This window comes from Candidatus Omnitrophota bacterium (assembly GCA_030650275.1).
In the GTDB taxonomy this organism is placed as follows: Bacteria; Omnitrophota; Gorgyraeia; order Zapsychrales; family Fredricksoniimonadaceae; genus JACPXN01.
In genome coordinates, this window is record JAUSEK010000015.1 from 55071 (window position 1) to 80549 (window position 25479).

Here is a 25479-nt window from a genome sequence, read left to right on the forward strand (position 1 = left end):
CCGGTAATTGTCATTCCCGAATGCTTCTGTCGGGAATCCAGTGCATTAGTGTCTGGACCCCCGACAAATACATTCGGGGGTGACAGCGCTAATATTAAATGTCCTTGAACGTTGATATCTTCAAAATACTCAACGCCCCCACCACCCACAAAACCAGACAGAGGGCCACCAATTTCTGTCCGTCGGGGGTGTGGAGCATGGGGTCAAAAAATTTGGGATTGGTCGCCGAAACGCCGAAGACGAAAACCACCGGCAACCCGGTCATGACCGCGGCCTGGATCTTGCCCTGCACGGTCAGGGTCTGGAGATTCTGCTCGATCTTCCTGCGTTCGCGTATGGTGGTGACGATGCGCGAAAAAATGAGCGGCAAATTTCCGCCGGTCTCGCGCGCTAATAAAATGGCGGTGATCATCTGCTGAAGGCCGGGGGAGGGCATGCGCTGGTAGAGCCGGTTGAGCGACTCGTCGAGCGCAACGCCCATTTTATTCTCGCCGAGCACGATGCCGAATTCCTGCCTGATGGGCTCCGGCATTTCCTCCGTGACCGCCTCAACCGCCTGGATCAAGCTCAAGCCCCCGCGAAAAGAACTGGACATGATCATCAGCGCGTCCATCAATTGATCGTTGAATTTCGCTTTGCGGTCCCTGATGATCTTCGCGACATACAGCCGCGGGATAATGGCCCCCAGCGCGATCCCGACAAAGATCCCGAATACCCGCGCGTCATGAAAAAAAACAAACCCCGCCAGACCAAGGGCGGCCGGCGCGATGATCTGCAGGCGGTAGGCCTTTTGAAAATCCCGGCCCTGCAAATGAACGTCAACCTTTAAAGCAAGGTCCTTGGCGTTCTTTTCATTCATTTCCCTGGTCTTGGCAATGACCACGGGAACAAGGGTATAAGACAGCACGCCGGCACAAATGAAAAACAAAAACAAGGTCATTTCAAACATGATACCGCGCTCCTAAACATGTGTTTTCATCAGTAATACGGGTCGCTGTTGGGTTCGCGACAATTGCCGGAACATCCCTGGATAATGCCCGCTTCACACGCGGCAACATCAACAGCCGTGACGCAGGCGCGACGGCCGTTGTCGAAACAACGCTCATCATACCATGTCCTTGTGGCCGTATCGTGGGCGCACTCAACGGTGCGTTTGGGATCGTATTGCCGGCCGAACGCAAAAGAATCGCCGGCGGTTTTCCATCGTCCGTAAAAGGCGCGCACAATAGGGCCTTTCATCCAAAACAGCGCCGCTAAAATGATCGCGATCAAAAGCGCGTATTCAATGACGGCGCGACCGCGATTTCTAGCGACCCAGTGTGTTCTCATCAAAGGCTCCGGCAGGGCAGGGGACGAATTTGACTTCCATGTGATTCGTCGACCGGTTGCCTGTATACACGGCGCATACCGTGGTCTTGGTCCCCTGGCTCAATAATGAATCCACCGTGGCCCAGCAACTCGCGGGGATCGTATTGAAGGGATCGCTGCCAACAGTATTGAGCATGAACGCCTGCCCGACCGATTGTTGGTCCGCCGCGGTCCCGCTGTTGATAACATAATTTCCCGCAATACCCAAACCCTGTCTCTGGCAGGCGGACAGCCCGGCGGCCGATCCCGGCACTGTGCCGGGTTTGCCAAAATGAAAATTCCACACCGGAACCGTATTATTGAACGTCGTTGTCGCCGGGCGTTCTTCATCCCAGCGGGTGACGCGCGTCAGGACCCGGCCGTCGTAATCTTTTAACTCGGAGTGTTGTCTCGTCCACAAAAACCCGTCGGTGTCTACTTCAATATGCGGCAGATTGTCACGGTTGCCCGTGCCATACTCGCACATGCCCGCCACCGGGCATTTGCCAGGCCCCATGCCTTCGGCCCGGACCATATGCCAATGCTGTGCCCTTGACGGATTTTTGGGATCAACGGGGCTTTGCCAGCCATACACAAGAAAATTAGGCATCTTGTCAAGATACAGCTGATAGTCCTGAAGGACAAGGAACAAAGACGGCACCGGCCGCTGGTCCGGATCGATCGTTCCGTCGGCAAGCATGGTCCCATACAGAAAATTATCCAGCATCATCTTGCCGTGAGCGACCGTTCCCAGCGCCGCTTTGGTATTGCCCTTGATCGTTCTTAAATGTTCCTTCCTGGCCGTGAATTGCGCCGACTGCGGCCCGGACAGATCATAGCTGTCATCCACCCATTTCTTATACAGCGATGGGGTCGCGCATGGGTCAAAGGCGGGCACGGGGCAATTTTGTGGCTGTTCAGGAGGAGCGGGTTCGCACACCAAAGACCGCGGCAATTCTTGGCAGACCGCCGGCAATGACGGGCACAGAACGCCCGACACGCTGCTTGCGCATGCCTGAAGATCGGCAAGACTATTCTGCTTGGCCGTTTCGCACGCAGAGATCTGTGCCTGGGTGCCGGTGCATATCTGGGCGGACACATCGGCAATTTGTTGTGCGATCCCGTTAAGTACCGCGGCCTTGGCGCTTGCGTCGCATGGATCAAACGAGGCGGCACAGCTGGGCGTCGCACAAGACAGGGCATCCAAAGCATCCTTGCATGTCTTGAAACGAACATCATTGGTTGAATTCCAGTCCAGGCATGCGATGACGCTGTTCAGCGATCCCCACGGGTTGCCTTTGAATTGGCCGGGGTTGGAATAGCAGCCGGGACAGGTGTCAAAGGTTTTGGTATAATCAATCTCATCGGGGGTCATTTGCGCATATTGAGGGTCGCTCTCACGCGGCATGCACCAGGCATTGAACTGCGGAAAAACATACGGTGTTATACCAAGGAACAGTCCCCTGTCGTGATAATCCTTCAAAAGATCATCCGTGGTCACGTCATCCTCGTCGCTGTTGAGCCAGGCCGTCAATGTCAGCCGCCAGGCCGTCAACCTGTTCTCAAATCGATACAAAACCCCGCCGCCCTCCTGGCAGATCAGGGCATTGCTGCCGTCGCATTCGGGGCCGATCCACACCGCGGCTTCCGGATACCATTCCTTCAAATTGGCCCTCAAAGTGTCATCATCCTGCGCTAAAAGCAGTTTGGCCCAGGCGTAGAACCCTTTCAGGGAATAAACGATGTCGTCCATCGGGTCTTCCGGCCAGTCCGCGGCTGTGGCCGGCGTGCACTTGGGGCAGGAAGTTCTGGTGCAGGCGTTTCTGGGACATTCATTATACGGCCATGTGGTGGAACAATACTGGTCTGCCCCTTCTCTCCACCAGAACCCGTTCGGGTCAAGACCGGGCTTATCCGCACAAAAGGGGGCCCGTGAGCAGAGCGGACTATCCGGGTTCACGCAATCTGGGTCATTTGGGTCCGGGCCCACCGCATGAAAAATTTGAGAGATCTTAACCTTATCCGGCCTGCGATAGTCCCTGACACCGCCGGGGCCCGGGATCCTTAGGCCATCGCCGGTATTGCGCATGTCACCCATGTCCCAGAACAGGGAAAATATGCCTTTGGCCTCAGCTTGGCGATCCTTGAACACTTTCTTTTCTACGTCAACCCCGAACGTGGCCAGAAAACTTGTGCCGCCGGAATATTTCGGATAGGTGGGGTCATAAATAAACGGAAAGGATGGGTCCGCTGCCGCGCATTGGGCCGGCACGGTAAGCAGACAACTGGCGGGCCGCAGGCGCTTGCCGTTGAAGGTCAGGGGCACACAGCACTTGTTGCAATGCGGATCACTGTTGGGCGTGCCATCCGGATTTTTCGGGCAGGCCTCTGTTATTTCTCCCAGCAAGGTGCCTAACCCATCCAGGAAAACGGTAAGGTCCATGCCTGACATCGCTCTTTTAAGGGCTTTCAGGCGTTCGGTATAAAAAAATCCATACCGGCCGATCTTATCGTCGGAAGCGGGCCCGAATTTCCCGTTGGTATTGATGTCAAAATAATCAATGATCTTGCCCTGGTCCGAGACCAAACTTTGCGCGCCGGCGGACAAGCCCTGTTCCAAAAACCGGTCCTTGAGGGGCAATTTGGTATGCATTTGGTTGAAGGCCTTCACGGTCTTCACATCATTATAGACCGTGATCAGTGTGGCGGCCGCTCCCCCTATGGCTAAAGTGATCATGACGGCCGCAAGATGGGTGCCGGCCCCGGCTGTAAAATATATAATAAGGGCGGCGGCAATGAAGCTAAGAGCAACGACAACCCAGCGCGCGAAACCGGACTTTTCAAAGCCCCCGCCCAGCGAGCTTTGGATCAGGGACTCGCCATAACTGGCAATGCCCGAAACAGTGTTGGCGGCCGCATTGGTGGCTGCCGTGGTCGTCATGTTCTTGATCTGCGACACGCGTCCCCAGTTGAGCGTGACGGCAAAAAAGATGAGCGCGATGGCGGCCAGTAAAATAAGAACGAGGGCGGCTTGCCCTTTATAATTTTTCATAGTCACTGCCCCAGATCCACCCCGGGAGAAGCGTTGATCCTCGAGGGGTGATAAGCGTTCGATTGCAACCGTTCCAGGTTCCCCGTGGTGATCGCTGTGTTAAAAGAAGCATCGTATGCGTACTGACGCTTGGCCACGTCCATACCGACCCAGCGGAACACCTGGACCATGCCGTAAAGCAAAAACATGGCCGCGATCATGGCGAACACGAATTCAATAGTAGACTGCCCGTTGAATTTCCTCCCCCTTGTCATGGCGCTCCCCCCAAACGCAATTGCCCCGACGCGTCCGTTTTCCAAAAATGCCCCTGCTGGTCCAGCATCCGCGAACGCACGTACAAAATCTTGCTGGCGCTGTCGAAACAGGTCCTGGCGATATTGTTGACGGAAAAACAGCCACCGCACACCTCGACAGCGGGCACTTCACTGGGCACGCCGATACCCCCACACATGCGCCCCGTGTCATTGGACAATTGTATTTTCCGCTCGACTAAGTCCACCTGGTCCTTGCGGTTGACCGAGCGGATGAATTTTCCATCGAGATCATACGCCTTGCCCTGATTTATCAAAAGATGATTGCCTTTGGCTGAACCAAAAGCCGGCTTGGTATAGATCGCCATATCATTCAAAAGCCCTACTTTGCCGACAGCGGCATCCGGACTGGTCATATCAAGGTCGCCTTCCTGGGAATCGAACACCACGGCCCCGGTGGCAATGCCATCGTCGTTATAATCCACCTGATAGATCGTTTCCTCCTGGCCGTCTCCGTCCACGTCAAAGGAAGGGTAGGAGCCATGGTCGGCATCAATGTGCAAGGGCTTACCGTCATCCTCATTATCGTCCATGGCCTGCACACCCCTCCACTGCCAGGTCATGTTCGCGTACAAAGACGAGGGGGGATCATTGGAAAGGTTGTCATCATGGTTGAGGTCAAAGCGTTCCGGCCCTGTCAAAAGCCCCGGACACTGGCCGGAGGAAACACAAAACCTTTTTTCCAGGGCCTCCTGCCTGATCTCATCGCTGGCATCCTCACTGATCTCATTGCCGTCCTCCATGTTGACGACGGTTTGATAAAAGATCGGGCATCCGCGGCCACTTTTGCATGAAGAATCCCAACCGCCGCGCTGCGGCGGATCATGGACGATCGGCACAGGAGGGGCCGGGCCCTCGCAACCAGGGTCCTCCTCCGGACAGGAAAAGGAAACAGGGGCCACATAGGTTGTGGTCTCAACAAGTCCAGCTTTCGCGGAATGCACCGGACCGCCGCTGGAGCCCAAAAATCTTTTATACACAAGCCGCGCCATCGAGAAGGTGAAATGTTTACCGTTGATGAACATGTCCATAACGGGGACATGTCTGGGGTCCTGCAATTCCGACATGTCCATCGGATACATGAGCAGGTTGGTCATGCTGCCCGATCCCTGGGCCGTGAACGGCGCGCGCTCGGTGGATCCGTATTTGCCGAAATCCGGGCTCAACCGGTCTTCCAGATAAAGCATGGAAGGGCTGATGCGGCTGGTGTCGCCGGGAGTGCTTTTGGAGGACTGCACAAGGGCGTTGCGCATGGCCTTTAAGGAGGCGTCCTGGCCCTGGCCCGAAGAAACCGCGGAACGGATGATGGCGCCCAGCACAAAAATGATGATGGCGCCGAAGATCGCCAGTTCTATGACGGCCTGCCCTGAGCAATGTCGAAGGGCCTGTCCTTTCAAAATGCACCGTCCTGACCGACTTGCATGTAACTGTTACGTTGTTCCGACGAGCGAGTGTTATCATTACGAAAGGTGGTATTGCTCAACGTCGTGATCGTTGTGTCGGATTCGGTGGCGGCTGTATATTGGGTGGTGGAATTGGTCTGCTGGGGATCATACTGGTCGGCAAAATCGTCAACGGCGCTCTTCCATCTGCCTTGCATGCCGCGCTTGACATAACTGCTCATGCTCAAAAAGACCGCGATGATGATAATGGTCAGGACCGTGAACTCAAGTATGCTTTGCGCCCGGTGATCTCTGCGATGTCTTTGAAAATATTTGAACACCATGCTTTCTCCGACTGTACGGGCGACCCGGCGGGTCGCCCCTACTGGTTCAATTTCCCGAGATTCGTCTGCGAATCGGACGTCGTATTCGTGGTCTCATTCACGGTAATATCGGCAACGCCGCCCCAGCCGGGCGTTACAACATTTTTGCTGACATGGCCCGTGACCTGTGTATTTGCCCCCACCAGATATCCCCCGGTCGCGCCCGGGTCATCGGCGTCCAGGAAATCCTGGTCGGCATTCTGTTGAGCGCCGATCTGGTCGGAGGTCACCTTCACCAAACTCTGCACGCCCCGCTTGAACAAAGGCCCCATATAAAAAAGCGCGACCGTGATGATCCCGATCAGAACAATATACTCAACGACGGTCTGGCCTTTATTTCCCATACCGGTCCCCGGCCGCGGCCCCGGGCGGAAGTTGTTCGCTATTGCTGGTCGTTTCAATGGTTTCATTGGTTATTTTGCGAAATTGCCTGTCCGCGCCGCCGGCCAAGCCGGTCCTGACATCGCTGTTACGGCTGGTCCGGGAATCGACTTTGCCGTAATACGGTTCATACTCGCGGGGAATGCCGCTTCCGCTGATCCCGGCCGCGGCCCTGCAATCAGGGCCGCATTCATTGGCGGCAACGTTGACCATATAATCTCTGCTGTCTTTGATCTTGGCCTGAATGGAGCGCTGGATATAGACCGTCATGGCCACGGCCGTGGCAACGACTAAAAAAAACGTCACCACGTATTCGGGAAGGGAACTCTGGCCATTTTGGCCGTTTATGCCGCGCGCCATGAAGTTCTCCCAGCTATTGAGGGTTGGTCGCCCTCATCAGACGGTTGGCCATGTCCTCCATGCCATCGGTGGTTTTATTGATGGTATCGGAAAGTTTGTTCCGAAACGCCCCGCCGGGCCCGGTGAACAGGATGATCACCGCGATCACCGCGGTGACCAACAAAATATACTCCACCGTGCTCTGGCCTTTTGTCTTCATCATACGCGCTCCCTACGATTTAGAAACCACTAAGGGACCCCCACCGGGGGTCATCTGCCCATATATTCCTGCTCGGTGTTGACGATCACCGATCTTTCCGACGTATTGGTGGTTTCGGGACCGATCAATCCGGTCGCGGAAACGCCCTGTCCGTCCACACCGAACGTCTCACGGCTCGTGCTGGACGTGTTGGTGGTCTTGATGACGTTGGTATTGCCCACCGAATACTGGTCGCCGATATCGTCGGCAGCGCTCTTTAAACGGCCCTGCACGCCGCGCTTGATGTAAAACTGGATGGACAACAGCGCGCCGATGATGATGACGGTCAGCACCGCGTATTCAAGGGTGCTTTGCCCTCTTTTTTGGCTAAAATAAGTCAACATAGAACATCCTCCTTAAGATACGATTTTATTTTAGTCGCCGCCGCCTGTCCCGTCGGTGCTGTACGTTGACTGCTGGGTACCGGTCCTGCTGCGGTTGGTCGTTGAGTCCGCGGCGACCAGACCCACGCCCTGACGCTTGTTCTCTTGGGCGTTACGGGTGCTGGTATAATCGCTTTCCAGGTAATACGGTTCATACTGCGTTTGGTTGCCGATGGCGTTGGTCTGGCTGGCCAGATACTGGCTGGCATCGTGCATCCTTGCCTGCAAAGAACGCTGGGCATAGGTCTGCATCGCGATGACGCCCGCGACGACCAGGGCGATCAACAGCGCGTATTCCGCGGTGTTCTGCCCCGAGCGAAGTCGAGGGGTTTGTCCTCTGGTATTTTTAAATAAATTTCTAAACATATGTTCCTCCATTTATGGATGTTGTTTCTTTAAAATCCGGCCGTCGGGTCCACCGTGACGCCCGGCGCGGGAGTTACTCCGTTAGCGGTTGCCCCCTGGCTGTTCACCAAACGGTTGCTTATGCTCCCGATGCTGTCGGCGGTTGAGTTAAGGGTATTGCCCAAACGGCCCGTCAGTGCCGAATTCGGGCCGGTGGTAAAAAAGATCATCGCGCCGATGACCGCGGTCGCAAGCAAGATATACTCCACCGTGCTCTGACCTTTTGTCTTCATTTTCCTGAACATATAAATGCCTCCTGATGTATTTAAGATGCTTTGTTATTCGTTGGCGATCTCCTGCGTCACCGCCTTCTGGGTGGCCTGCACGGAACGGAACACGTAGGTGCTCATGGCCGCCATAGCAGCGGACACCAAGGCCACGACGATCGCGTATTCGATGAGATTTTGTCCTTTGATGTTCCTAAGGATCATCGCGGCTGCTCCTACATGAAAGATAAAGGAAGTATGCCATATAAAATAAGGGATGTCAACCCTTCGACCTAAAAATTCGCGTTGTTTTCCGACGCTATCTGACACAGGACCCGGCGCCCGTTCTCATCGCGGATATTCAGGGCATTGACATTATCCGCGGCCTGCCGCAGAAAAGCAATGTGCGCATAAGAGGCAGGGGCCAGAAGGGTTATGTGTCTGCCCTGCTCAATAACCCCTTTAAGGGCCAAAACCGACTCAAAGGCATCCTGCCCAAAATCGGACGGGAAAAAGGCGCGCGCACGGGCTTGAAGCCGGGCCAAAACCCATGCCGGCTGGTCCGCAATATCCCCCCGCAAACTATCCGCCAGGGGGGACATGTTGATTTGAACCGGAGGATGGCGGTCTTTGAAGATACGCGCAATTTCATCATTTGATATATGTGGGCTAAAATTTGATAAAACTGACATATTCTTATCATATCCATCCATTTCTAGCCTTATATATCGTAATTTATGGTTATTCTGCTCCACTTCTAGATTTCTTGGCATTCCAAGAATGACATTCTTTTTTTGACGGGGGGAACAGGAAAATTGAGCCAGGACAATTCCTCCTGCGCCCAACAAGGATGCCCGTGTCATGCCTTTACCAGCCACGCCCTCACAGGCCTGAAAAAAACTAAGGATCAAGGCGTCCGTAGCATTCTCCCCCAAGGAGCGTATGCATAAAGGATTGATATTATTAAGGATACAATCTGCGGTGTCCTGGATACAGCGCTCAATGCCTGCGGGAAAAATAGCCCTGCTAGGACCAAGGGCCTGAAAACGGCTGTCCATCTCAACACAAGAACCGTCTTCCAGATCGATCTTTAAACGTTCAACCACGGTGGATATATACTCCCATTCTTCTCGTAAGTTATTCAGATTTAATGACTTAATGTCTTCCAGTTTCTTGATCCCCCATACAGGACGGGGGAAAATATCCCAAAAAGTGGCTTTAATGAAAATCTCGCCCATGCGTTCCTGGACTTCGCCCCTGACCAACGGGCTGGGGGCTTGTTCCACAACACGCGGGGCCTGCTCTATGAGTTTTGGGGCAGGCGGTGGGGGTTGGAAGATCACGCCAGGCACGACATTGGCGAACAATTGCTGTTTCTTCTCCGGGGGGATCTGGAATTTGATCTTGGGTTTTCGGCCGCGAGGGATGACCACGCCATGTTCTTTTAAGACATCATGGACCGATGACTTAGAAACGACCTTTTGATGCCGTTCATGGACCAAGCCGGCGATCTCCCGGCAGGACAGACGGGGAGTTTCCTGTTTGCGTTCAATAATAAAGGAAACAACGTCTTCGGTGAGTTTATAAACAACGCCCATAGAAACCCCCAATAATGTCCAGACTGGACATTTTCGTGGTGCGGGGCGCTGGTCCGGCGAATAAGCCGGACCGCTTAGCGCGCCTGCGAGCCAGTGAGCAGGCCGGGTTCCTTAATGTCCGCGCAGGAACGAGCACGGTGGGGGAAACCGAAGACAGGACCCGCCCTTAATAATTATTAGACATCATTTAAGATATTATTTCAACCGATTTGAATATTATCGCCCATGTGTGTTTGGGAGGCGGCAATGGTGCCGGCAGAGGTCTCAATGGCGCTGTGGGCTTGCAGGAAGAATGGAGAAAATTGAAAAGGCCGGATGTCGGGGCACAGGCCCACCGCCGTGTTCGCGCGGTCAATAAAAATGACGTCCAGCGGGAATTTCATGAACAGCATGTGGATGCTGCGGCAGGGGGTGATGACCAGCGCTTCGCCGGAATTGAGCGCCCCGCGGCCCAGCAGTCCGGTCATGCGTTTGAGGGGAGTTTTCGCCAGCGAACCGGTCTCGGCGATCAGCGTGCCGCGGGTCAAATTACGGATGGTCATACGTTAAAGACGGCCTTGGACAGCGGAATGCCTCTGGTCTGGAAGTCCTCGAAACATTTGGGCACAAAGCCGGTGGCGCTGTATTCGCCCAGCACCACGCCGTCGGCATTGATGCCTTTTTGTTTAAAAATGAATACGTCCTTGAGCTCCGGAAGGCCCTCGACTATTTTTCCGGTCAGCTCGGAGATCGCCGTGATCTTGCGCGACCCGTCGGAAAAACGGGAAATTTGGATAATGATGTTGATGGCGGAGGCCGCCATTTCATAAATGGCGCGGATGGGCAGTTCAATGCCGGAAAGAAGCACCATGGAGCTCATGCGCGAGAGCACATCGCGCGGGGAATTGGCGTGCAGGGTCGTCAAAGACCCGTCGTGGCCGGTGTTCATGGCCTGGAGCATGTCCAGGACTTCCGGGCCGCGGCATTCGCCGATGATGATGCGGTCGGGCCGCATGCGCAAGGTGTTGATGAACAGGTCCCGGATGGTCACGCGTCCGCGGCCTTCAATGTTGGGCGGCTTGGACTCCAGGCGCGCCCAATGACTTTTCACCAAACGCAGTTCCGCCGCGTCTTCAATGGTGATGATGCGCTCATTGTCCGGAATGAATTGCGAAACGATATTGAGCAGTGTTGTCTTGCCCGCGCCGGTGCCGCCGGAAACGATCACGTTCTTGCGGCCGATGACGCAGGCGTTCAGAAAATCCACCATGGGCTGGGACAGGGAATGGAATTTATTTAAAAGGTCGTCAACGGTGTAGCGCTCCTGGGCAAACTTGCGGATGGTGATCATGGGCCCGCCCAGCGACAGCGGGGGGATGATGGCGTTGATGCGCGAGCCGTCGGGCAATCGGGCGTCCACCATCGGGGCGCTCTCGTCCACGCGCCGGCCCAGGGGAGCGATGATGCGGTCAATGGTGGCGCGCACCTGGTCGTTGGAAATGAAGCGCTTGTTGGTCAAAATGATCTTGCCGCGTTTCTCGACGAAGATCTCATCCTTGTTGTTGACCATGATGTCGTTGATCTCCGGGTCGGCCAGAAAATCCTCCAGCGGCCCCAGGCCGAGGGCTTCATTGACGATCTCACGCACCAAACGCGAGCGCTCCTCATGCGAAGCGATGAAAGCGCCGGCGGCCTCGGCCAGCAATTCGGAAACGATCTTGGCCGCGGCCTTGCGGATATTGGCGGCCTGTGCCGGGTCGGAAAGCGCCTCGGGCGAGATCTTCTGCACGTTCATGCGCTCAACCAGACGCTGATGGATGGCTTTTTTAAGTTTGATGACCTCGTCCTCTTCCTGCCTATAGATCGTGACGGGCGATGAGGATCCGGGGGCAATGCCGAATTTTTCCCAGAACTCATTGCCCTTCTGGGCCTGCGTGTCCGCCGCGCGCACCTTGATGACGTCCGAGGCCTGCACATACATGTCTTCAACTTCGAGTTTGCCGGCAATCTCAAAAAATGACTCGGACACGCGGGCTTTGGGGCTGTCCATGACGCAGGGGACCCCGCGGTTGAGCGCCAGGCCGACGGTCTTCCCGTCGGAGGGAACGAGGGCGAAAATGTCGCAGGCCAGCGCCGACTTGACCTCCTGCCAGGCCACCCCGCCGCGGCTTTCAGCGCGGTTGAGAATGAGTTTGACCATCTTTAAAGGATAGTGCAGGCTCTGAAGGATGTCGAGCGTCGCCTTGACCTGATAAACAGCCAAAATGTCCGGCGTCGCGACGAGAAGAATTAAATTGGAAGAATCCAGAACGCTGATGAGCATTTCGCTGAAGGCGCTGCCGGCATCCACGACAATGTAATCATAGATCAACGCCGCCTTCTTTAAAAAAGGACGGATATTGTCGGCCGTGATGTGTCCGGTCTGGCGGATATGCGTGACGCCGGGCAGGAACTCCAGGCCGCTGGCATGGCGCAGGACATAACCGCGGATGATGTCGGGTTTCTCGTCCTTTTCAACGGCCGCCAGAAGATCAACGAGGGATTGCGTGGGGACAAGATTGAGCATGCGGGCCATGTCCTGACCGGCCTGCACGTCCAGGTCCACGATCAGGGTTTTCTTGGCCTTAAGGGCCAGGGCGGTCGCGATGTTGACGCCGACAAAGGTCTTGCCGACGCCGCCTTTATTGCTGAAAACCGTTATGACTCTGCAGGACATAGGCTGTGATTACGAGGAGGAGGGGGCGCCGCCATGACTATAGACAATGGGGATCGTCACAACCAGGTCATTTCCGGCCATATCCGGCGGGAACGCGGCGAACGGGGCCGCTATTTTGGCGGTATTCAAAGCGTCCTGGTCAAATACGTCGTGTCCGGAGGGCTCCACGACCACGGCTTCAGACAAAGACCCGTCCTTGGCGATGCGCAATCTCAACTTCACTGTTCCCTGCCAGTTTTTCTGCAGGGCCTCATAGGGATAAGCGATCGACTGGGAGATCTTCATCTGCACCAAACGGACATACGCGGCCATTCCTGTGACGGGAACGACCACCACCGGCGCTTTGGCCGGGGGGGTTGCCCCAAAATTCAACGGTCTCTTGTCAAAACGCGCGTTGGTCTCGCTTTGAAAGTTATGCAGGGCTTTGGAAGGATAGACGGTCTCCTGGGCCGCGTACTTCTTGTCTTTAAGGATGGTCGGTGTCAGCGTGATCACCAGCTCCGTATCGGTATTGACGGTCGGAGTGCTGCGGTTGCGGAACAGCATCCCCACGATCGGAATGCTGCTGAAGAACGGCACCCTCTTGACGCTGTCCCCGTCATTGTGCTTGATCAATCCCGCCAGGACAATGGTCTGGCCGTTATCCAAATATAACTGTGTCTGGGCCTCGCGGGTCAAAAACGCCACGTCATTGCCGACCTTGTTGGCTTTATCAATGTCCCTGATCTCGACTTTCAGCAAAACATCCACCTTTCCGTCGCGCACCGCCGGAGTGATGGTCAGATTGACCCCGTATTGCTTGAATTGGATATTTTCCTGTGTGCTGCCGCCGCTGGCGCTGGTCGTGGTGGTGCGGATGGGGATCTCACCGCCGACGAGGAAGCTGGCTTCCTTGCCGCTGACAACGACTAATCGCGGATTGGAAAGCACGCGGCCTTTGCCTTCTTCCACCAAAGCGTTGACCACCGACATGATGGCGCTGGTGCGGTTGAAATCACCGATCTTGAAGAAATCTTTCACGCTTCCGTTGGTGGTCGGCAAAGATTCATTATACTTCAATGCGACCGCGCGGCTGCTGTCCGAAGCATCCGCGTTGGTCCATTCAAAACCGATGTTCTTATTGAGCGTGGTGTTCAATTCCGTGATCTGCATGTCCACCTGCACCAGATCGTCGCTGGTCTCTTCCATGGTGAGGTTGATGACATTGGCGGCATAGGGATCGGTGAATTTTTCCAGCACCGCCTTATCTGCTTTGGTGACGGCGCCGGAAAGGACGATCTTGCCTTCCATCAGATTTTCTTCAACGGTCACGCCCTTAATGCCCGCCTTGGCCATGACGTTCGAAATGCGCTCTTTCAGGGCCTTGAGGTCCTCGCCGGCCACCCGCACGGTGATCGCGCGCTTGCCGTCATCATCCCACACAAAGATCGCGGTCTGGCCCGATTTTTTGGCCAGGATCAGGACCTTGTCCGGTTTCGCGTCGCTGACATCCGCCACCGAGGGGTCGGTGACTGACAGGCGGGTGAGATTCTTGACCTCAATGGTCTCCAGGTCCCCGGTGATCATATCAATATTTTGCGTCTGCTCATCCCCGGCAAAAACGGGCATCACCACACAAGCGATCACCAAACCGGCGTATAAAAAATTCTTTTTCATGGGTTAAAGCTCCTTGCCGCCCTTGAAGATCTGAATGTACGGCTTTTCGATCGACTCCTTGGTCCTGCTCTCACCGGGGTCATCCGGAACGCGGATATTAGCACCCTGATTTTGCAAAACATAATCCGCCAGCGTCTTCCACGTGGACGCCTTGACCATCTGGTGTTCGCGCTCGTTGGGAGAGCGCAAGGCGAGTTCCAATTTACCGTTGATGTCCGCGAACGCCAACAGCCCGGCTTCCTGGGGGTCCACGGCAAACGTCACTTTCAAAGACGGCGCGGTCTGCTGTTCATCATAATAACCCGGCTCATCCAAATTGGTATTGACAGCCAGAACCTGCAGGTCCTGAAAGATCATGGCGGTCACTGTATTGCTGTTCTTTTTGGCCTCGGGGCCGCTGGCATAGCTGGACACCGGAACGCTCAAATGGGCGATGATGTCCACAAAATCCCCGGCATTGAGAAGCCCGCCGACCGCGGACAGGGAATCGATCATGACCGTGACCGCGCGCTTGCCCTCCGGCGTTTTGATCGCCAAAGAGGTCTTGCTGCGCCTTCTCTCCCCCGCCGGACCCTTCTGGCCCGTTTGCTGCAAGGCGGCCATCTGTTTTTTGATCACTTCCGTCTGCTCGGTCTTGACGCGCTCAAGCTCCTGGCCCAACGCGGCCATTTTCTGGTCGCTGTCCTGCTTGATCTGGGTGACGACCTCTTTTTGCTTGGCCTCATATTCCTCGGCCAATTGCGTGGTACGCGCCTCAATGCTGTTTTTAACGTAACTGCTGGTCATGACGGTCGCCATGATGCCCGCCGCGACCGCGAAGACAATGAGCAGGATTTGCCTGCGGTTTTCAATAGCCATGCTATTTCCTCCGCGCTTTTGAACGCCCGTGTTTATTTCGCCGGGGCCAAAAGCTCTTGATTGATCTCGACCTTGGTTTTCTCGGCCAATTGATTGATGTGGTCCAAAATGGCCTTTTGCTGTTTGCGCAGCGTTAAACCGGCGATCAAATCCTGTTTGACCCCGGCAAAGGGCTTCATCGCCCCGCCTTTTTTACTGTCCACCTTAACGATATAAAAGCCCTCGGGCCCTTTGAACACGGAGCTGACGCCGCCGGCATCCAAATTGGCAATGGCACTTTGCATGGCTTCAAAAGGAGCTTTGGTGAATGCCGGTAACGCTCCACCGCCGGAAGCGGTCTTGGCCTTGGACTGGGCCTTGGCCGTTTCAGCAAAATCCGCGCCCTGCAGGAGTTGGACTAAAATGTTCTTGGCCGCGGTTTCGTCGGCAACCATGATTTCGCGTACGGTATACTGCACTGGCTCAACAAAAAGGTCTTTGTTCTGGTCATAATATTCCTGGGCCTCTTTCTCGTCGGCAACAATGTCCTTGGTCAATTGATTGGCTAATTTTTGCACCAAAAGCGTGCGGCGGAAATCCTCCACCGCCTCGGTGATGTCGCTTTCCCGGGCGAGGCCGGAATTTTCGGCGTCCTTGACCAACAGCTGCTGGCGAATGAGTTCATTGAGAAGCGCTTCTTTGGACCCGGGCTTGGTGGCGTCAAAATCAGGCAGGCCTTCTTTAAGGAGTTTAAGGCGTTCTTCAAATTGCGACCCGGTCAACGTCCATCCGCCCACGCGGACAAGGACGTCTTTAGGGATAGGGGAAGATGTTTCAGCCGCGCTTGGGGCCGGAGCCGGGGCTTTCTTGGGAGGACTAAAAAGATCACACCCTGTAAAAATAATTGTGAATAAAAAAACTGCGGCCATCCGTGTCCAGCAAAATGCTCTCTTCATCCAGTCCTCCCGGTATCCTTAATAATATAAGGGTAAGTATATCCGTTAAATGTCAAAAATGCAAGTTTTGCGGCCATTTTTACCACGATTTTTTAACACTTTTTCAGCAACCCTAATTCTACCAACACTTAATATAATATATTAAATTTTTACTGTGTCAACAAGCCGCTCATAAAATCGCATCAACCGCCTGTTTTTCACTTAAAAGCTCATCCAGGGTGATCTTGATCCTGGCTTTAGCAAAATCGTTGTGGTTGAGGCCCTGAACGATCTCCCAGTCCTGTCCGTTGGAACGCAAAGGAAAACCGAACATGATGCCTTGCGGGATGCCGTAACTGCCGTCCGAAGCGACCGCGGCTGAAAAGAACGCGCCGGCAGGTGTTGGGGTCATGATATTGCGCAGCGTGTCCACCGCCGCGTTGGCCGCGGAAGCCGCGGAAGAAAGCCCCCTGGCCTTGATGATGGCGGCCCCGCGCTTTTGCACGGTCTCAATGAACGCGCCTTCCAGCCACGCCTTGTCAGTAATGACTTCCGTCACCGGACGGCCGTTAATGACGGCATTATAAAAATCGGGGTATTGCGTCGCCGAATGATTGCCCCAGATGGCCACCCTGCCGACGGAGGCGATGGCAACAGAGGCCTTTTGGGCCAATTGCGCCGCGGCGCGGTTCTGGTCCAGCATGGTCATGGCGAAAAAATTCTTCGCCGGGATGCTGGTGCAAACGGTCTTGGCGATATAGGCATTGGTGTTGCAGGGATTGCCGACGACCAGGATCCTGCACGTCGGCTTGGCCGCCTGGGAAAGCGCCTTGCCCTGTTCTATAAAAACCCCGCCGTTGATCTTCAACAGATCGCCACGCTCCATGCCTTCCTTGCGCACAACGCTGCCAACGAGAAGTACAAAGTCAGCTCCTTTGAAAGCGGTCTTGGGGTCCGACGTGATGGTCACGGAATTCAATAAAGGAAAAGCGCAATCGTCAAGTTCCATGACAACGCCCCGCAAAGCCGGCAGGGCGCCCTCCAATTCCAGCAAACGCAAATCAATGCGGGTGTCTTTGCCGAACATTTCCCCGGCGGCAATGCGGAACAAAAGCGCGTAGCCGATATGCCCGGCGGCTCCGGTAACGGCAACTGTTATTTGCTTGGACATATCACTTCCTTTTAATAATTCCCGGCAAGACCGCTCTTGCCTTTTTTATTTCTTCCATCTTAATTTGCGCGTAAACAATTTCTTCCTTGTTGTCAGATCCGCGCGCGATCACGTTGCCCCACGGGCCCACCACCATGCTGTTGCCGTACGCCGCAATACCGCGCGCGTCCATGCCGACCTGGTTGGAGGCCAGAACATAGCACAAATTCTCAATGGCGCGCGCCCTCAATAAAATTTCCCAGTGGGCCTGTCCCGTCTTTTTAGTAAAACACGACGGAACGGTGATGATATCAACCCCCGAAGCGCCGTAACCCAGATAAAGATCGGGAAAGCGCAGGTCATAGCACACCGATAGCCCGACGGTAAATTTGCCGACCCGCGCTTTGATGCCAATACGGCCCGGACAAAAGCAGTCGGATTCACGGATCGCCTGACCGCCCAGCCGGGCGTCGAATAAATGGATCTTGCGGTACTTCGCCGCCACCCTGCCGCGATCATCGATCAAAACAGACGTATTGTAGGCCTTACCCCCCGGGGCCTTTTCAAAAACCGAGCCGGCAAGGATAAAAACGCCTTTGGCGCGAGCCAATTTCATGAATGGCTCGACGGAAGCCCCCGGGACCTTTTCGCTGACGCAAGCGACCAGGGGCTGATCGCGCACGTCCCCGCGGAAATTATAGATCTCGGGAAGCAAAACGAACTGCGCCCCGTTCTCAACGGCGCGGCGGACAAAAACGAAAGCGCGGGCAATATTGTCATTTTTATCCAACCCGGCATTGAATTGAATTAATGCAATTTTCATCGTTGTCCGCTTCTGTCATTCCCGAATGCTTCTGTCGGGAATCCAGAACATGCCCTCCCTGGACCCCCGACAAAAACATTCGGGGGTGACACCTTCGGTGTCATTTTTTCAACATTTCCCCGTATTCCTTATAACATTTGGTATAAAACGGCTGTTCTTTCAATTCCTGACGCCATGCGCCCAGGTGCGGATACGGACTTAAACTGAAATTCGCCATTTCCACGGGCTCAAGCATCGCGAACAGAACAATGTCGGCGAGGGTAAGGCTCTCACCGACAACATGTTTATGCACCGACAATTGTTTTTCAATGACAGGGAGCTGCGCGTCCAGAAATTTGAGCGCGTCTGCCAGAGATTGTTCATTCACGGGCCGGCCGAAACGTGGGGCAAAGACCCGGCTATAGACGACCGTGGCCAGGTGGGCATTGATATGGAATGAAATAAAATCAACCCACTGATCAATGACCGCCCTTTGTTTGAGGTCTTGTGGGTACAGGGGGGAGTTGTGTTTTGAGGCCAGATATTTGCAAATGGCATTGCTTTCAAAAAGATGAAATCCGTCGTCGTCAATGGCCGGCACCTTGCCGACGGGGTTTATTTTCAGGAACCATTCGTTTTTTTGCTCGCCCTCGCGCAAATTGACGAGTTGCCATTTGTGCTCGATGCCCATCCAGCTGGCGGCCAGGCGCACCTTAATGGCCGGGCCTGAAAGGTCGGAGCCGTAAATCGTTAACATGGGGTTTCCTCGATTTTTCTTCTTGACGAAGAGGTGAGGGTTACTATAATTAGGGCAATCATTTTTGCCCTTCTTGTTTTTTCGACCCCATCGTCTAGCCTGGTCAGGACACAAGCTTTTCAAGCTTGCAGCACGGGTTCAAATCCCGTTGGGGTCGTTCTTTATTCGTCCTCTTTACCGACGACGACGTGGGCGATGGAACTGACCATGTCCTTGGCCTGCAAACTGATGAGCCGGACCCCCTGCGCGCTGCGGCCGGTCTCCCGGATCTCCGAGGGGGAAGAGCGCACGACCATGCCCTTCTTGGTCACCGCCATGATCTGGTCCTCGTCCATGACGGACAAAACAGCGACCACGGGGCCGTTTTTCTCGGTCACCTTCACGTTGATGATCCCTTTGCCGGCACGCGATTGGGTGCGGTAGTCGGCAAAGTCCGATCTTTTGGCATACCCCAATTCGCACACCGTCAAGAGTTTCGCGCCCGTCTTATCCACGTCCGGCGCAAAGACCAGCATCGCCACGCAAAAATCGCCCTTGTCAAGATGGATGCCGTGCACGCCCTTGGCCGAACGGCCCATGTCGCGCAATTGCTTCTCGGGAAAACGCAGGGAGATGCCCTGGCGCGTGGCCAGAAGAACGTCCTCTTTGCCGTTGCTTAAAGCCACACCGATCAGCTCATCCTCCTTTTCCAGGCCGATGCCGACGATGCCTCCTTTGCGCGGATTGCCGAACGCGGACAAGGCGGTTTTTTTGACCAGGCCGAATTTGGTGGCAAAAACCAGGTGCTGGTCTTCGCGGAATTCCTTGACCGCCACAATGGCGCTGATCTTTTCTTCGGGCTTGAACGAAAGCAAATTGACAATGGCCTTGCCCTTGGCCGCGCGTGAGGCGACGGGGATCTCATACACCTTGAGCCAGCGCACGGTCCCGGCATTGGAAAAAATGAGCAGGTGGTCCTTGGACGACGCGACGAACATGCGCTCGACAAAATCCTCTTCCGCGGTCGTCATGGCCGTGACGCCCTTGCCCCCGCGTTTCTGCGAATGGTAGGCATCCACGGACAGGCGCTTGATATAGCCCTTGTTGGTGATGGTGATGGCCATGTCCTCGTCGGCGATCATGTCCTCGATGGCGATGTCCTCGGCCCTGCCGGCGATCGCGGTGCGCCGCTCATCCGCGTACTTTTTCTTCAATTGCGCCAGCTCGTCCTTGATGAGCGCGTCCACTTTCTCGTCGGAAGCCAGGATGGCGCGGTAATCGTCGATGTCTTTGAGCAGCTGCTGGTACTCGGCCTCGATCTTGTCCCTCTCGAGCGCGGCCAAACGCTGCAATTGCATTTCCAGGATCGCCTGCGCCTGCGCGTCGGAAAGGTCAAATTTCTTGATCAGCGCTTCCTTGGCGTCGGCCGTGGTCTTGGACGCGCGGATGGTCTTAATGATCTCGTCGAGATGCTTGAACGCGGTCTTTAAACCTTCCAGAATATGGGCACGGCGTACCGCTTTGTCCAGGTCGAACTGCGTGCGCCGGCGGATGACGACGCGGCGGTGCCCGATATAATGGCCCATCAATTGTTTGAGGTTGAGGACCTTAGGCGACCGGTTGACCAGCGCCAGATTGATGATGCCGAAGGTCACCTCCATCTGCGTGTGCTTATAAAGGTAGTTCAGGACGATGTCGGGGTTAACGTCCCGGCGCAGTTCAATGACAACACGGATGCCATCCTTGTCGCTTTCGTCGCGGATATCGGTGATGCCGTCGATCTGTTTGTTCTGCACCAGGTCCGCGATGGCCGTGATCAGGTTGGCCTTGTTGACCTGATAAGGCACCTCATCAATGATGATCGTTTCCTTGTTGCCTTTCTGCTGTTCAATGGAGACCTTGGCGCGGATGAGCACCTTGCCCCGGCCCGTGTTGTACGCGCCGGCAATGCCCTCGCGGCCGCAAATGATGCCTCCCGTCGGAAAATCAGGCCCCTTGACGAATTTCATCAGGTCCTTGACCACCGCGTCCGGGTTATCAAGCAGATGGACGATGCCGTCGATGACCTCACCCAGATTGTGCGGCGCCATATTGGTGGCCATGCCCACCGCGATGCCCGAAGAGCCGTTGACCAGCAGGTTGGGGACCATGCCCGGCAAAATGTCCGGCTCCTCGAGCGACCCATCAAAATTCGGCGAAAAATCAACGGTCTGCTTGTCAATGTCCCCCATCATGTCCTCGGCAACGGACGCCATGCGGGCCTCGGTGTAACGCATCGCCGCGGCCGCGTCCCCGTCAATGGACCCGAAATTGCCCTGCCCGTCGATCAAAGGATAACGCAGGGAAAAGTCCTGCACCATGCGCACCATGGTGTCATAGACCGCGGAATCACCGTGGGGGTGGTACTTGCCTAAGACCTCACCGACGATGCGCGCGCTTTTCTTGTAGGGCTTGTTGTGTTCAAGGTTCAAATCCTTCATCGCGTACAGGATGCGCCGGTGAACGGGCTTTAAGCCATCGCGCACGTCCGGCAGGGCCCGGCCCACGATGACGGACATCGAATAGGCCAGATAGGACTTCTTCATTTCCTCTTCGATGTAAACAGGAACGATCTTTTCTTTTTTGTTCAAATCGCGCGACATAACAACCCTTTCAATTGCAGAATTATGGGGACACAATACTTAATTCAGTCGTAGAACCGCAGGAATTAAGTATTGTGTCCCCATAATTCCATAATTCTGCATTAAATATCTAAATTCTTCACCTCGTGGGCGTAGCTCTCGATGAACGCACGCCTTGGCTCGACTTCATCCCCCATGAGCATCGCGAAGGTCTTGTCCACCTCCACGGCATCCTCGAGGGCAACCTTCAATAACGTGCGCCGCTCGGGGTCCATGGTCGTCTCCCACAATTGCTGCGGATTCATTTCCCCCAGACCCTTATAGCGCTGGATGTGCATGCCTTTTTTGGCGGCCGCGCGCACGAACTCCATCAGGTCCGCGATGGACATGAGCTCTGTTTTGGCCTTCTCGTCCTCAACGATCAACAAGGGCTTTAAAATGTCCTTGACCTTGACCTTTTCTTTCTTGTCCTTGGCCAACAGCACCTGCTCTTCGTTTTTGCGCTCATAATCCTGCAAAAACAGGTCAAACTTGTCCAGCCGGGCCTGGATCTCTTCGGTCTCTTCGGACTCAAAGATCTCGACATACTGGGTCTCTTCGTCGTCCTTGGTGATCTCGGCCAATTCTTTGTCATCATAAACATACTGCTCTGCGCCGGCGGATTTGACCAGATACCGGGGCATTTTCTTGGTCTTGGCGTTGTATTTTACGGCGAACGCGGTAAAATCAACCCCGCGCCTCTTCAGGCGCTCGACGATGGACTCCAATTCAACCAGCGCTTGCAGGATGTCCTTTAACTGCGCGGGCGTGTAGGTCTTTTTGTCCTCGATCTTGGTCAGCCGCATGCCCTCGGTGCCCAGGTCCAGGATCAGGTCATTCATTTCCTTTTCGGTCTGGATGTATTCTTCCCGTTTGCCCCGGCTGACCTTGTAAAGGGGCGGCTGGGCGATGTAAACGTAGCCGCCCTCAATGAGCTGGGGCATCTGGCGGTACAACAGCGTCAGGATGAGCGTGCGGATATGCGACCCGTCAACATCGGCGTCGCACATCAAAATGATCTTGTGATAACGCAATTTTTCCACGTTGAATTCCTCGCCGACCCCGGCCCCCAGGGCGGTGATGATGGTGCGGATCTCTTCGTTGGACAGGATCTTGTCCAGCCGCGATTTTTCAACGTTGAGGATCTTTCCTTTGAGCGGCAGGATGGCCTGGAACGCGCGGTTGCGGCCCTGTTTGGCGGAGCCGCCGGCGGAATCGCCCTCCACCAGATAAACTTCACAAAGCGACGGGTCTTTCTCGGAGCAGTCCGCGAGCTTGCCGGGCAGTCCTCCGCTGTCCAAAGCGCCCTTGCGGCGGGTCAGTTCGCGCGCCTTGCGCGCGGCTTCGCGGGCGCGGGCCGCGACAATGACCTTGTCAATGATCTTGTTGGCCACCGACGGGTTTTCCTCAAAGAATCCCGTGAGCGCCTCCAGCGTCAGGGACGCCACCAGGCCGTCCACCTCGGAATTGCCCAATTTCGTTTTGGTCTGGCCCTCGAATTGCGGGGACGGGAGCTTGATGGAAATGACCGCCACCAGGCCTTCACGGGTGTCGTCGCCGGAAATGCCGATGTCGTCCTTGAGCAGTTTCTTGGCCTTGGCATAATTGTTGATGGCGCGCGTCAGCGCTGAACGGAACCCCGAAAGGTGCGTGCCCCCCTCGACGGTATTGATGCTGTTGGCGTAGGAGAACACCGTCTCGTTATAACTGTCGTTGTATTGCATGGCCACTTCAACGCCGGTATTGTCTTTTTCCTTTTCAAAATAAAACACCTTATTGTGCAGGGGCGTCTTGTTCTGCGAAAGGTGTTCCACGAACGAAACAATGCCGCCTTTAAAAAGAAATTCGTTTTCCTTGGCCTTGCCGGCGCGCTGGTCGATCAGTTTGATCGAAATGCCTTTGTTCAAAAATGCCAGCTCCCTCATGCGCTTGGCCAGGATGTCATAAGAGAAAGAATAAACCTCCTTGAAGATCGTCCTGTCCGGTTTGAACGTGACCTTGGTCCCCGTGGTCTTGGTTTTGCCGATGGTGGTCAGTTTGGACACGGTCTTGCCGCGTTCAAAGCGCATGTGATAAATGGCCCCCTCACGCTTGACCTCGACCTCAAACCATTCGGAGAGCGCGTTCACGCAGCTGATGCCGACCCCGTGCAGGCCTCCGGAAACCTTATACGAGTCCTTGTCAAATTTTCCGCCGGAGTGCAGGGTGGTCAACACCACCTCCACCGCGGGTTTTTTCTCGGTCTTATGGATGTCCACCGGAATGCCGCGGCCGTTGTCCACGACGGAGATGCTCTCGTTCTGGTGGACGGTGACCTCAATGCTGCTGCAGTGGCCGGCCAGGGCCTCGTCGATGGAATTGTCCACGGCCTCATAGACCAAATGGTGCAGTCCGCGGCTGAACGTGTCCCCGATATACATGGCCGGACGCATCCGCACCGCCTCCAGGCCCTCGAGGACCTGGATGTTCTCGGCCGTGTATTTTGCCGTTTTGACCTTAGGGGTCTTTTCTTTTTTTTCTTCGGTCTTCATATGTTCCCTTAATTTGTTATGCCACCTTACCGACTTTAAACTTCAATTCCTTCACCTGCGGGCATTGGGCCTGAATGGTTTTCAGCAGGACGCCGCGCCGGGCATTCAAGTGCACGAGGCGCGCCGAGCTGTCCACATGAATGAAAGCGACGCCTTCCTTAAGATCAACCACCTGTGTTCCTTGAGGACAAATGCCCTGCCACAACGCGGCCAGGTCCTTGCGGGAACCCGCGGACATGTCGTGGATAACATTGGCAATGATATCTTTAATGGCAGCCATGGCGCAACAGAAAAATCAAAAATGACATTATAGCCGCATCGGCAAAGCCAGATACAAATAATCCCGCAGGCGTATCACACACGGCTTGTCCGGCCCCAAAAATTCCATTTCAATGCGCTCGTCGGCGATGTTTTTAAGGACGTCAATGAAAAACTGAGGGTTGAACCCGGCCATGATCTCATTGTGCCCGTATTCCACCGCCACTTCTTCGCGGCTTTCCCCGACGTCCGGCGTGGATTTGGAGATCACAAGCTTTTCCTTGAACAACTCAAATTTGATGGCCTGAAAATCCCGGGTGGATAAAAGGTTGGCCCGCCGGATGGCGGCCAAAAGGTCCTGTGTCTTGACCTTGACTTTCGCGGCGATCTCTTTGGGAACGACCTGCTTATAGTTGGGGAATTCCCCTTCAATGATGCGGGTGGCGATCAAAACGCCGTCGATATTAAAAAGGACCTGGTTTGTACCGACCGTAATCGAACAATTCCCGCTATCTTTCAAGTTGCGGTTGATCTCTCCGACCGCTTTGATCGGTAGAATGATATTAATGTCTTTGCCGTACGGCGCCACGAGTTTCTTTTCGATCTTCGCCAAACGCCGCCCGTCGGTCGCCACCATGCGCGCCGTGTCCCCGGAGACCTCCAATAAAATACCGTTGAGCACATACCTGGATTCTTCATAAGAAACAGCGAATGACGTCAGCCGTATCATTTCTTTCAGATCGCTTTGTTTGATCAGGACCGTATCCTTTTCCTTAAATTCAGGGAATTTTGGGAATTCGTCTTTAGCCAATCCGTTGAGTTTAAACTGGCAGTTGACCCCTTCAATTTCGATCTGGTTGTTCTTGCGGGTGTAGATCACAACTTCCCCACTGGGTAACTCACGGATAATATCGCTGAATTTCTTGGCCGGGACCGTGATCGCCCCTTGTTCAAGGATGTGGACAGGCAATTCACAGGAAATCCCGATATCCAGATCTGTTGTGTTCATCTTTAAAATATCGTCCTGGACCTCTAAAAGCATGTTGGATAATATAGGAAGGGTTGTTTTTTGAGAAACAATATTACCCACCACCCCGATACCGGCCAGCAGTTCTTCCTTATTCACCTTGATTTTCATATTCACATCCTCATGCTGTTTTTATTAAATTGGGC

The 25479-nt window shown here is 54.8% G+C and carries 26 protein-coding genes and 1 tRNA gene; 1 reads left to right on the forward strand and 26 read right to left on the reverse strand.

Annotated features, from left to right (window positions below; all coding sequences use genetic code 11):
* Positions 1–94: 94 nt before the first annotated feature.
* The 22 genes from Q7K71_04075 to Q7K71_04180 form a co-directional block, all read right to left on the reverse strand.
* Positions 95–949, reverse strand: coding sequence for a type II secretion system F family protein (locus Q7K71_04075; protein ID MDO8675278.1), 855 nt, complete (start codon positions 947–949; stop codon positions 95–97).
* Positions 950–978: 29 nt separating this feature from the next.
* Positions 979–1329: a hypothetical protein gene (locus Q7K71_04080; GenBank protein MDO8675279.1), complete on the reverse strand. Its 351-nt coding sequence runs from the start codon at positions 1327–1329 to the stop codon at positions 979–981.
* Positions 1307–4399, reverse strand: a complete 3093-nt coding sequence (locus Q7K71_04085) for a hypothetical protein (protein ID MDO8675280.1) — start codon at positions 4397–4399, stop codon at positions 1307–1309. The genes Q7K71_04080 and Q7K71_04085 overlap by 23 nt, the downstream gene beginning before the upstream one ends.
* 2 nt (positions 4400–4401) lie before the next feature.
* Positions 4402–4653, reverse strand: a complete 252-nt coding sequence (locus Q7K71_04090) for a hypothetical protein (GenBank protein ID MDO8675281.1) — start codon at positions 4651–4653, stop codon at positions 4402–4404.
* Positions 4650–6107: a hypothetical protein gene (locus tag Q7K71_04095; GenBank protein ID MDO8675282.1), complete on the reverse strand. Its 1458-nt coding sequence runs from the start codon at positions 6105–6107 to the stop codon at positions 4650–4652. Before Q7K71_04095 ends, Q7K71_04090 begins: the two co-directional genes overlap by 4 nt.
* Positions 6104–6436 carry a hypothetical protein gene (locus Q7K71_04100; protein ID MDO8675283.1) on the reverse strand — a complete coding sequence of 111 codons (333 nt, stop codon included), beginning with the start codon at positions 6434–6436 and terminating at the stop codon, positions 6104–6106. The genes Q7K71_04095 and Q7K71_04100 overlap by 4 nt, the downstream gene beginning before the upstream one ends.
* A 38-nt stretch (positions 6437–6474) precedes the next feature.
* Complete coding sequence (locus tag Q7K71_04105; GenBank protein ID MDO8675284.1) at positions 6475–6819, reverse strand: hypothetical protein; 345 nt, start codon at positions 6817–6819, stop codon at positions 6475–6477.
* Positions 6809–7216: a hypothetical protein gene (locus Q7K71_04110; protein ID MDO8675285.1), complete on the reverse strand. Its 408-nt coding sequence runs from the start codon at positions 7214–7216 to the stop codon at positions 6809–6811. Before Q7K71_04110 ends, Q7K71_04105 begins: the two co-directional genes overlap by 11 nt.
* 13 nt (positions 7217–7229) lie before the next feature.
* Entirely contained in the window at positions 7230–7418 is a 189-nt protein-coding gene (locus tag Q7K71_04115; protein ID MDO8675286.1) for a hypothetical protein, read from the reverse strand.
* Positions 7419–7465: 47 nt separating this feature from the next.
* Positions 7466–7798 carry a hypothetical protein gene (locus Q7K71_04120; GenBank protein MDO8675287.1) on the reverse strand — a complete coding sequence of 111 codons (333 nt, stop codon included), beginning with the start codon at positions 7796–7798 and terminating at the stop codon, positions 7466–7468.
* A 30-nt stretch (positions 7799–7828) separates the two neighbouring features.
* A complete protein-coding gene (locus tag Q7K71_04125) occupies positions 7829–8203 on the reverse strand; it encodes a hypothetical protein (GenBank protein MDO8675288.1) in 375 nt (124 codons plus the stop codon).
* 29 nt (positions 8204–8232) lie between these two features.
* Complete coding sequence (locus Q7K71_04130; protein ID MDO8675289.1) at positions 8233–8487, reverse strand: hypothetical protein; 255 nt, start codon at positions 8485–8487, stop codon at positions 8233–8235.
* Between the two features lie 33 nt (positions 8488–8520).
* The gene (locus tag Q7K71_04135; protein MDO8675290.1) at positions 8521–8673 is read right to left on the reverse strand and encodes a hypothetical protein; all 153 of its coding nucleotides are present in this window, start codon (positions 8671–8673) and stop codon (positions 8521–8523) included.
* Positions 8674–8741: 68 nt separating this feature from the next.
* Entirely contained in the window at positions 8742–10046 is a 1305-nt protein-coding gene (locus Q7K71_04140) for a helix-turn-helix domain-containing protein (GenBank protein MDO8675291.1), read from the reverse strand.
* A 200-nt stretch (positions 10047–10246) separates the two neighbouring features.
* A complete protein-coding gene (locus tag Q7K71_04145; GenBank protein ID MDO8675292.1) occupies positions 10247–10588 on the reverse strand; it encodes a DUF192 domain-containing protein in 342 nt (113 codons plus the stop codon).
* Positions 10585–12741 (reverse strand): ATPase, T2SS/T4P/T4SS family, encoded by a 2157-nt coding sequence (locus tag Q7K71_04150; GenBank protein MDO8675293.1) that lies wholly within the window; start codon positions 12739–12741, stop codon positions 10585–10587. Before Q7K71_04150 ends, Q7K71_04145 begins: the two co-directional genes overlap by 4 nt.
* A 9-nt stretch (positions 12742–12750) precedes the next feature.
* Entirely contained in the window at positions 12751–14397 is a 1647-nt protein-coding gene (locus Q7K71_04155) for a TonB family protein (protein MDO8675294.1), read from the reverse strand.
* 3 nt (positions 14398–14400) lie between these two features.
* Positions 14401–15255, reverse strand: coding sequence for a Flp pilus assembly protein CpaB (gene cpaB / locus Q7K71_04160; protein MDO8675295.1), 855 nt, complete (start codon positions 15253–15255; stop codon positions 14401–14403).
* Positions 15256–15287: 32 nt separating this feature from the next.
* Positions 15288–16190 carry a peptidyl-prolyl cis-trans isomerase gene (locus Q7K71_04165; GenBank protein ID MDO8675296.1) on the reverse strand — a complete coding sequence of 301 codons (903 nt, stop codon included), beginning with the start codon at positions 16188–16190 and terminating at the stop codon, positions 15288–15290.
* Between the two features lie 169 nt (positions 16191–16359).
* Complete coding sequence (locus tag Q7K71_04170) at positions 16360–17340, reverse strand: malate dehydrogenase (protein ID MDO8675297.1); 981 nt, start codon at positions 17338–17340, stop codon at positions 16360–16362.
* A gap of 1 nt (position 17341) precedes the next feature.
* The gene (locus Q7K71_04175; GenBank protein ID MDO8675298.1) at positions 17342–18142 is read right to left on the reverse strand and encodes a carbon-nitrogen hydrolase family protein; all 801 of its coding nucleotides are present in this window, start codon (positions 18140–18142) and stop codon (positions 17342–17344) included.
* A 100-nt stretch (positions 18143–18242) separates the two neighbouring features.
* Complete coding sequence (locus tag Q7K71_04180) at positions 18243–18878, reverse strand: glutathione S-transferase family protein (protein MDO8675299.1); 636 nt, start codon at positions 18876–18878, stop codon at positions 18243–18245.
* 83 nt (positions 18879–18961) lie between these two features.
* Here Q7K71_04180 and Q7K71_04185 point away from each other — a divergent pair.
* Positions 18962–19035 (forward strand) — tRNA-Glu (locus tag Q7K71_04185).
* Between the two features lie 4 nt (positions 19036–19039).
* Here Q7K71_04185 and gyrA read toward each other — a convergent pair.
* The 4 genes from gyrA to dnaN form a co-directional block, all read right to left on the reverse strand.
* Positions 19040–21499, reverse strand: a complete 2460-nt coding sequence (gene gyrA, locus Q7K71_04190; protein ID MDO8675300.1) for a DNA gyrase subunit A — start codon at positions 21497–21499, stop codon at positions 19040–19042.
* A 101-nt stretch (positions 21500–21600) separates the two neighbouring features.
* Entirely contained in the window at positions 21601–24048 is a 2448-nt protein-coding gene (gene gyrB / locus Q7K71_04195; GenBank protein MDO8675301.1) for a DNA topoisomerase (ATP-hydrolyzing) subunit B, read from the reverse strand.
* A 16-nt stretch (positions 24049–24064) separates the two neighbouring features.
* On the reverse strand, positions 24065–24328 hold the full coding sequence (locus tag Q7K71_04200) for a hypothetical protein (protein MDO8675302.1): 264 nt from the start codon (positions 24326–24328) through the stop codon (positions 24065–24067).
* A 27-nt stretch (positions 24329–24355) separates the two neighbouring features.
* On the reverse strand, positions 24356–25444 hold the full coding sequence (gene dnaN / locus Q7K71_04205; GenBank protein ID MDO8675303.1) for a DNA polymerase III subunit beta: 1089 nt from the start codon (positions 25442–25444) through the stop codon (positions 24356–24358).
* Between the last annotated feature and the right edge of the window lie 35 nt (positions 25445–25479).

Bases quoted from the DNA above. Each gene is read 5' to 3' on its own strand.
- Q7K71_04075 (MDO8675278.1), bottom strand. From the start codon at position 949: ATGTTTGAAATGACCTTGTTTTTGTTTTTCATTTGTGCCGGCGTGCTG.
- Q7K71_04080 (MDO8675279.1), bottom strand. From the start codon at position 1,329: ATGAGAACACACTGGGTCGCTAGAAATCGCGGTCGCGCCGTCATTGAA.
- Q7K71_04085 (MDO8675280.1), bottom strand. From the start codon at position 4,399: ATGAAAAATTATAAAGGGCAAGCCGCCCTCGTTCTTATTTTACTGGCC.
- Q7K71_04090 (MDO8675281.1), bottom strand. From the start codon at position 4,653: ATGACAAGGGGGAGGAAATTCAACGGGCAGTCTACTATTGAATTCGTG.
- Q7K71_04100 (MDO8675283.1), bottom strand. From the start codon at position 6,436: ATGGTGTTCAAATATTTTCAAAGACATCGCAGAGATCACCGGGCGCAA.
- Q7K71_04105 (MDO8675284.1), bottom strand. From the start codon at position 6,819: ATGGGAAATAAAGGCCAGACCGTCGTTGAGTATATTGTTCTGATCGGG.
- Q7K71_04110 (MDO8675285.1), bottom strand. From the start codon at position 7,216: ATGGCGCGCGGCATAAACGGCCAAAATGGCCAGAGTTCCCTTCCCGAA.
- Q7K71_04115 (MDO8675286.1), bottom strand. From the start codon at position 7,418: ATGATGAAGACAAAAGGCCAGAGCACGGTGGAGTATATTTTGTTGGTC.
- Q7K71_04120 (MDO8675287.1), bottom strand. From the start codon at position 7,798: ATGTTGACTTATTTTAGCCAAAAAAGAGGGCAAAGCACCCTTGAATAC.
- Q7K71_04125 (MDO8675288.1), bottom strand. From the start codon at position 8,203: ATGTTTAGAAATTTATTTAAAAATACCAGAGGACAAACCCCTCGACTT.
- Q7K71_04130 (MDO8675289.1), bottom strand. From the start codon at position 8,487: ATGTTCAGGAAAATGAAGACAAAAGGTCAGAGCACGGTGGAGTATATC.
- Q7K71_04135 (MDO8675290.1), bottom strand. From the start codon at position 8,673: ATGATCCTTAGGAACATCAAAGGACAAAATCTCATCGAATACGCGATC.
- Q7K71_04140 (MDO8675291.1), bottom strand. From the start codon at position 10,046: ATGGGCGTTGTTTATAAACTCACCGAAGACGTTGTTTCCTTTATTATT.
- Q7K71_04145 (MDO8675292.1), bottom strand. From the start codon at position 10,588: ATGACCATCCGTAATTTGACCCGCGGCACGCTGATCGCCGAGACCGGT.
- Q7K71_04150 (MDO8675293.1), bottom strand. From the start codon at position 12,741: ATGTCCTGCAGAGTCATAACGGTTTTCAGCAATAAAGGCGGCGTCGGC.
- Q7K71_04155 (MDO8675294.1), bottom strand. From the start codon at position 14,397: ATGAAAAAGAATTTTTTATACGCCGGTTTGGTGATCGCTTGTGTGGTG.
- cpaB (MDO8675295.1), bottom strand. From the start codon at position 15,255: ATGGCTATTGAAAACCGCAGGCAAATCCTGCTCATTGTCTTCGCGGTC.
- Q7K71_04165 (MDO8675296.1), bottom strand. From the start codon at position 16,190: ATGAAGAGAGCATTTTGCTGGACACGGATGGCCGCAGTTTTTTTATTC.
- Q7K71_04170 (MDO8675297.1), bottom strand. From the start codon at position 17,340: ATGTCCAAGCAAATAACAGTTGCCGTTACCGGAGCCGCCGGGCATATC.
- Q7K71_04175 (MDO8675298.1), bottom strand. From the start codon at position 18,142: ATGAAAATTGCATTAATTCAATTCAATGCCGGGTTGGATAAAAATGAC.
- Q7K71_04180 (MDO8675299.1), bottom strand. From the start codon at position 18,878: ATGTTAACGATTTACGGCTCCGACCTTTCAGGCCCGGCCATTAAGGTG.
- gyrA (MDO8675300.1), bottom strand. From the start codon at position 21,499: ATGTCGCGCGATTTGAACAAAAAAGAAAAGATCGTTCCTGTTTACATC.
- gyrB (MDO8675301.1), bottom strand. From the start codon at position 24,048: ATGAAGACCGAAGAAAAAAAAGAAAAGACCCCTAAGGTCAAAACGGCA.
- Q7K71_04200 (MDO8675302.1), bottom strand. From the start codon at position 24,328: ATGGCTGCCATTAAAGATATCATTGCCAATGTTATCCACGACATGTCC.
- dnaN (MDO8675303.1), bottom strand. From the start codon at position 25,444: ATGAAAATCAAGGTGAATAAGGAAGAACTGCTGGCCGGTATCGGGGTG.